The sequence below is a fragment of the Limnobacter humi genome (genome assembly GCF_024518835.1).
GTDB classification, from domain to species: Bacteria; Pseudomonadota; Gammaproteobacteria; order Burkholderiales; family Burkholderiaceae_B; genus Limnobacter; species Limnobacter humi.
The window spans coordinates 1-5827 of sequence record NZ_JANIGO010000009.1 but is presented as its reverse complement, the minus strand read 5'-3'; the positions used below and the strand labels follow the sequence as shown (position 1 = coordinate 5827).

The window sequence follows — 5827 nt, the reverse complement described above, 5'->3', positions numbered from 1 at the left end:
TTTTTTTCCGAAAAGTGTTTGACAGGTGAGAAAGAGGTGTGCATAATCTCGTTTCTCTGCTGCACGACACGCAGCGCGAAACGAAGCAAGCAAGCGGTTTTCGAAGCGATTTGAAGATTGTAGCGTGAATGAGTTTCGAATGTTCTTTAACAAGTTAACAGCCGATAAGTGTGGGCGCTGACTGATGGATTCAGGTGTTGTTTTTGTTTCGAAAACGACGCTTTGGTTTCACGATTGAAGTGTCAGTGCTCGCACGGTAATAAAGTAAATGAAATGTGAAACTGTCAAGGTTTTACAAATCGTCTACTCCGTCGAGTTTAAATATTTGCAGAGATTAAACTGAAGAGTTTGATCCTGGCTCAGATTGAACGCTGGCGGCATGCCTTACACATGCAAGTCGAACGGTAACAGGGAGCTTGCTCCGCTGACGAGTGGCGAACGGGTGAGTAATACATCGGAACGTGCCCAGTAATGGGGGATAGCCCGGCGAAAGCCGGATTAATACCGCATACGCCCTGAGGGGGAAAGTGGGGGACCGCAAGGCCTCACGTTATTGGAGCGGCCGATGGCTGATTAGCTAGTTGGTGAGGTAAAGGCTCACCAAGGCGACGATCAGTAGCTGGTCTGAGAGGACGATCAGCCACACTGGGACTGAGACACGGCCCAGACTCCTACGGGAGGCAGCAGTGGGGAATTTTGGACAATGGGGGCAACCCTGATCCAGCAATGCCGCGTGTGCGAAGAAGGCCTTCGGGTTGTAAAGCACTTTTGTCAGGGAAGAAATCCCTTGGGCTAATACCCTAGGGGGATGACGGTACCTGAAGAATAAGCACCGGCTAACTACGTGCCAGCAGCCGCGGTAATACGTAGGGTGCAAGCGTTAATCGGAATTACTGGGCGTAAAGCGTGCGCAGGCGGTTCTATAAGACAGGCGTGAAATCCCCGGGCTTAACCTGGGAATTGCGTTTGTGACTGTAGGACTAGAGTGCGTCAGAGGGGGGTGGAATTCCACGTGTAGCAGTGAAATGCGTAGAGATGTGGAGGAACACCAATGGCGAAGGCAGCCCCCTGGGATGACACTGACGCTCATGCACGAAAGCGTGGGGAGCAAACAGGATTAGATACCCTGGTAGTCCACGCCCTAAACGATGTCAACTAGTTGTTGGGGATTTACTTCCTTGGTAACGTAGCTAACGCGTGAAGTTGACCGCCTGGGGAGTACGGTCGCAAGATTAAAACTCAAAGGAATTGACGGGGACCCGCACAAGCGGTGGATGATGTGGATTAATTCGATGCAACGCGAAAAACCTTACCTACCCTTGACATGGCAGGAACTTTCCAGAGATGGATTGGTGCTCGAAAGAGAACCTGCGCACAGGTGCTGCATGGCTGTCGTCAGCTCGTGTCGTGAGATGTTGGGTTAAGTCCCGCAACGAGCGCAACCCTTGTCATTAGTTGCTACGAAAGGGCACTCTAATGAGACTGCCGGTGACAAACCGGAGGAAGGTGGGGATGACGTCAAGTCCTCATGGCCCTTATGGGTAGGGCTTCACACGTCATACAATGGTCGGTACAGAGGGTTGCCAAGCCGCGAGGTGGAGCCAATCCCAGAAAACCGATCGTAGTCCGGATTGCAGTCTGCAACTCGACTGCATGAAGTCGGAATCGCTAGTAATCGCGGATCAGCATGCCGCGGTGAATACGTTCCCGGGTCTTGTACACACCGCCCGTCACACCATGGGAGTGGGTTCTACCAGAAGTAGCTAGTCTAACCGCAAGGGGGACGGTTACCACGGTAGGATTCATGACTGGGGTGAAGTCGTAACAAGGTAGCCGTATCGGAAGGTGCGGCTGGATCACCTCCTTTCAAGAGAATGAAACAAGAATGCACTTGGGTTGATTGGTTCAGTGCTCACACTTATCGGTTTGTTTGGCAATGCAACACATGAGTCGGTGTTGATTGGTCTGCGTTGCAGGCTGGTTGATGCGTGAAAGCTCAAACGAGGGGCCCTGGGCCTGAAAGCAAGTTTTAGGGTCTGTAGCTCAGTTGGTTAGAGCACCGTCTTGATAAGGCGGGGGTCGTTGGTTCGAGCCCAACCAGACCCACCATCGGTTATGAATTGGGGGTGTAGCTCAGCTGGGAGAGCACCTGCTTTGCAAGCAGGGGGTCATCGGTTCGATCCCGTTCACCTCCACCACTTTCTTCTCTTGTGTTGTGTGTTGTTCAAACGTTGTTGGCTGTTAATGCGTGGTAGGCAAGTTGATCACACGGATCAAACTGCTTGCGGTCAAATGAATGTGCACTGAGGTGTTTATTCATTTGGCTGTAAGAGTCGCCAGGACATGATCCTGGGCTTGTTCTTTAACAATTTGGAAATGATGAGATATCGAGATGTTTGAAGTCGAAAGGCTTTGAATATTTTGATTGATGCGATTGCATCATCGTTCTTCTCAAGAAGTTGGTGTGCATGTTCCTATGCACATCGGCGCTTGAATTTAGAATACGGCACAAACTACTTTGCTTTTTGTAGTTGTTGGGTGTTGTTTAATCCGTTGGATTGGCAGGACTTAACGCTATAGAGTCAAGCGAATAAGTGCACATGGTGGATGCCTTGGCAGTCATAGGCGATGAAGGACGTGGTAGCCTGCGAAAAGCTTCGGGGAGTCGGCAAACAGACTTTGATCCGGAGATGTCCGAATGGGGAAACCCACCCTTTTAGGGGTATCCCACAGTGAATACATAGCTGTGTGGAGGCGAACCTGGAGAACTGAAACATCTAAGTACCCAGAGGAAAAGAAATCAACCGAGATTCCGAAAGTAGTGGCGAGCGAAATTGGAATAGCCTGTACGATTTAGCAGTTGAGTTAACAAAACGGTCTTGAAAGTCCGGCCATAGAAGGTGATAGCCCTGTATGTGAAAACTCGATTGTGGAACTAGGCGTACGACAAGTAGGGCGGGGCACGAGAAACCCTGTCTGAACATGGGGGGACCATCCTCCAAGGCTAAATACTCATGACTGACCGATAGTGAACTAGTACCGTGAGGGAAAGGCGAAAAGAACCCCGGGAGGGGAGTGAAATAGATCCTGAAACCGTGTGCATACAAACAGTCGGAGCCTCTTTATGGGGTGACGGCGTACCTTTTGTATAATGGGTCAGCGACTTACATTCAGTGGCAAGCTTAACCGAGTAGGGAAGGCGTAGCGAAAGCGAGTCCGAATAGGGCGTCTAGTCGCTGGGTGTAGACCCGAAACCAGATGATCTATCCATGGCCAGGTTGAAGGTTGGGTAACACCAACTGGAGGACCGAACCCACTAACGTTGAAAAGTTAGGGGATGAGCTGTGGATAGGGGTGAAAGGCTAAACAAATCTGGAAATAGCTGGTTCTCCCCGAAAACTATTTAGGTAGTGCCTCGAGTCTCACTACAGGGGGTAGAGCACTGTTATGGCTAGGGGGTCATCGCGACTTACCAAACCATGGCAAACTCCGAATACCTGTAAGTGCAATCTCGGGAGACAGACATCGGGTGCTAACGTCCGGTGTCAAGAGGGAAACAACCCAGACCGCCAGCTAAGGTCCCTAATATCTGCTAAGTGGAAAACGAAGTGGGAAGGCTAAAACAGTCAGGAGGTTGGCTTAGAAGCAGCCACCCTTTAAAGAAAGCGTAATAGCTCACTGATCGAGTCGTCCTGCGCGGAAGATGTAACGGGGCTAAGCAGATAACCGAAGCTGCGGATGTGTACTTTGTACACGTGGTAGGGGAGCGTTCTGTAAGCCTGCGAAGGTGTGTTGTAAAGCATGCTGGAGGTATCAGAAGTGCGAATGCTGACATGAGTAGCGATAAACAGAGTGAAAGGCTCTGTCGCCGTAAGCCCAAGGTTTCCTACGCAACGTTCATCGGCGTAGGGTTAGTCGGCCCCTAAGGCGAGGCAGAAATGCGTAGTCGATGGGAAGCAGGTTAATATTCCTGCACCGACGTGTAATGCGATGGGGGGACGGATCGTGGAAAGTGGTCCAGGTGTTGGATATCCTGGTCCCTGCATCATAGAGGACAGTTAGGCAAATCCGGCTGTCATATACTCAAGGGTGTGGGGCGAAGTAGCTACGGCTACGAAGCCATTGGAAGTGGTCCCAAGAAAAGCCTCTAAGCTTCAGTTACATGTTGACCGTACCGCAAACCGACACAGGTGGGCGGGATGAGTATTCTAAGGCGCTTGAGAGAACTCAGGAGAAGGAACTCGGCAAATTGGTACCGTAACTTCGGGAGAAGGTACGCCCTTGTAGCTTGACCATGAACAGTGGAAGGGCGAAGGGGTTGCAATGAAATGGTGGCTGCGACTGTTTAATAAAAACACAGCACTCTGCAAACACGAAAGTGGACGTATAGGGTGTGACGCCTGCCCGGTGCTGGAAGATTAAATGATGGGGTGCAAGCTCTTGATTGAAGTCCCAGTAAACGGCGGCCGTAACTATAACGGTCCTAAGGTAGCGAAATTCCTTGTCGGGTAAGTTCCGACCTGCACGAATGGCGTAACGATGGCCACACTGTCTCCTCCTGAGACTCAGCGAAGTTGAAGTGTTTGTGATGATGCAATCTCCCCGCGGCTAGACGGAAAGACCCCATGAACCTTTACTGTAGCTTTGCATTGGACTTTGAACCGGTTTGTGTAGGATAGGTGGGAGGCTTTGAAGTGGGAACGCCAGTTCTCATGGAGCCATCCTTGAAATACCACCCTGATCTGTTTGAGGTTCTAACCTTGACCCGTTATCCGGGTCGGGGACCGTGCATGGTGGGCAGTTTGACTGGGGCGGTCTCCTCCTAAAGAGTAACGGAGGAGCTCGAAGGTACGCTAAGTACGGTCGGACATCGTACTGATAGTGCAATGGCATAAGCGTGCTTGACTGCGAGACTGACAAGTCGAGCAGGTGCGAAAGCAGGACATAGTGATCCGGTGGTTCTGTATGGAAGGGCCATCGCTCAACGGATAAAAGGTACTCTGGGGATAACAGGCTGATACCGCCCAAGAGTTCACATCGACGGCGGTGTTTGGCACCTCGATGTCGGCTCATCTCATCCTGGGGCTGTAGCCGGTCCCAAGGGTATGGCTGTTCGCCATTTAAAGAGGTACGCGAGCTGGGTTTAAAACGTCGTGAGACAGTTTGGTCCCTATCTGCCGTGGGCGTTGGAAATTTGAAGGGGGCTGCTCCTAGTACGAGAGGACCGGAGTGGACGCACCTCTGGTGTACCGGTTGTCACGCCAGTGGCATCGCCGGGTAGCTATGTGCGGAAGAGATAACCGCTGAAAGCATCTAAGCGGGAAACTTGCCTTAAGATTAGATTTCCCTGAGGACTTGATCCTCCTGAAGGGCCGTTCAAGACCAGGACGTTGATAGGTTGGGTGTGGAAGTGCAGTAATGCATTAAGCTAACCAATACTAATTGCCCGTGCGGCTTGGCTCTATAGCATTGAGCCTTGCTAAGACAACGCACAAACAACACACAGCGCTACATGCGCAAAGTAGTAACAGCACCGCAATTCGCATCAAACGCTCATCATTTCCGAATACGCCAATCAGCCGCAAAGCTGGTTTGCAAACTGTTAAGAGCAAAGTATCGCTCTTGCAGCCAACCCTCTTTGCCTGACGACCATAGCAAGGTGGAACCACCCCTTCCCATCCCGAACAGGACCGTGAAACGCCTTAGCGCCGATGATAGTGTGCATTCGCATGTGAAAGTAGGACATCGTCAGGCTCTCCATTCCCAAAAAACCCCTACCGACTTCTCGTCGTAGGGGTTTTTTAATTCACCCTCAATTCAACAATAT

2 tRNA genes and 3 rRNA genes are annotated in these 5827 nt (G+C 51.1%); all 5 read left to right on the top strand.

The features are described from left to right. Positions 1-336: 336 nt before the first annotated feature. The 5 genes from NQT62_RS15300 to rrf all read left to right on the top strand — a co-directional run bounded on the left by NQT62_RS15300 (position 337) and on the right by rrf (position 5754). Positions 337-1867, top strand: a 16S ribosomal RNA gene (locus tag NQT62_RS15300). Positions 1868-2032: 165 nt separating this feature from the next. After that, positions 2033-2109: transfer RNA gene (locus NQT62_RS15295), tRNA-Ile, on the top strand. 13 nt (positions 2110-2122) lie between these two features. Next, a tRNA-Ala gene (locus tag NQT62_RS15290) sits at positions 2123-2198 on the top strand. 382 nt (positions 2199-2580) lie between these two features. Further along, positions 2581-5463 (top strand): 23S ribosomal RNA (locus NQT62_RS15285). A 178-nt stretch (positions 5464-5641) separates the two neighbouring features. Beyond that, positions 5642-5754, top strand: a 5S ribosomal RNA gene (gene rrf, locus NQT62_RS15280). The 16S, 23S and 5S rRNA genes sit together here with 2 tRNA genes alongside, the layout of an rRNA operon. The last annotated feature ends 73 nt before the right edge of the window (positions 5755-5827 follow it).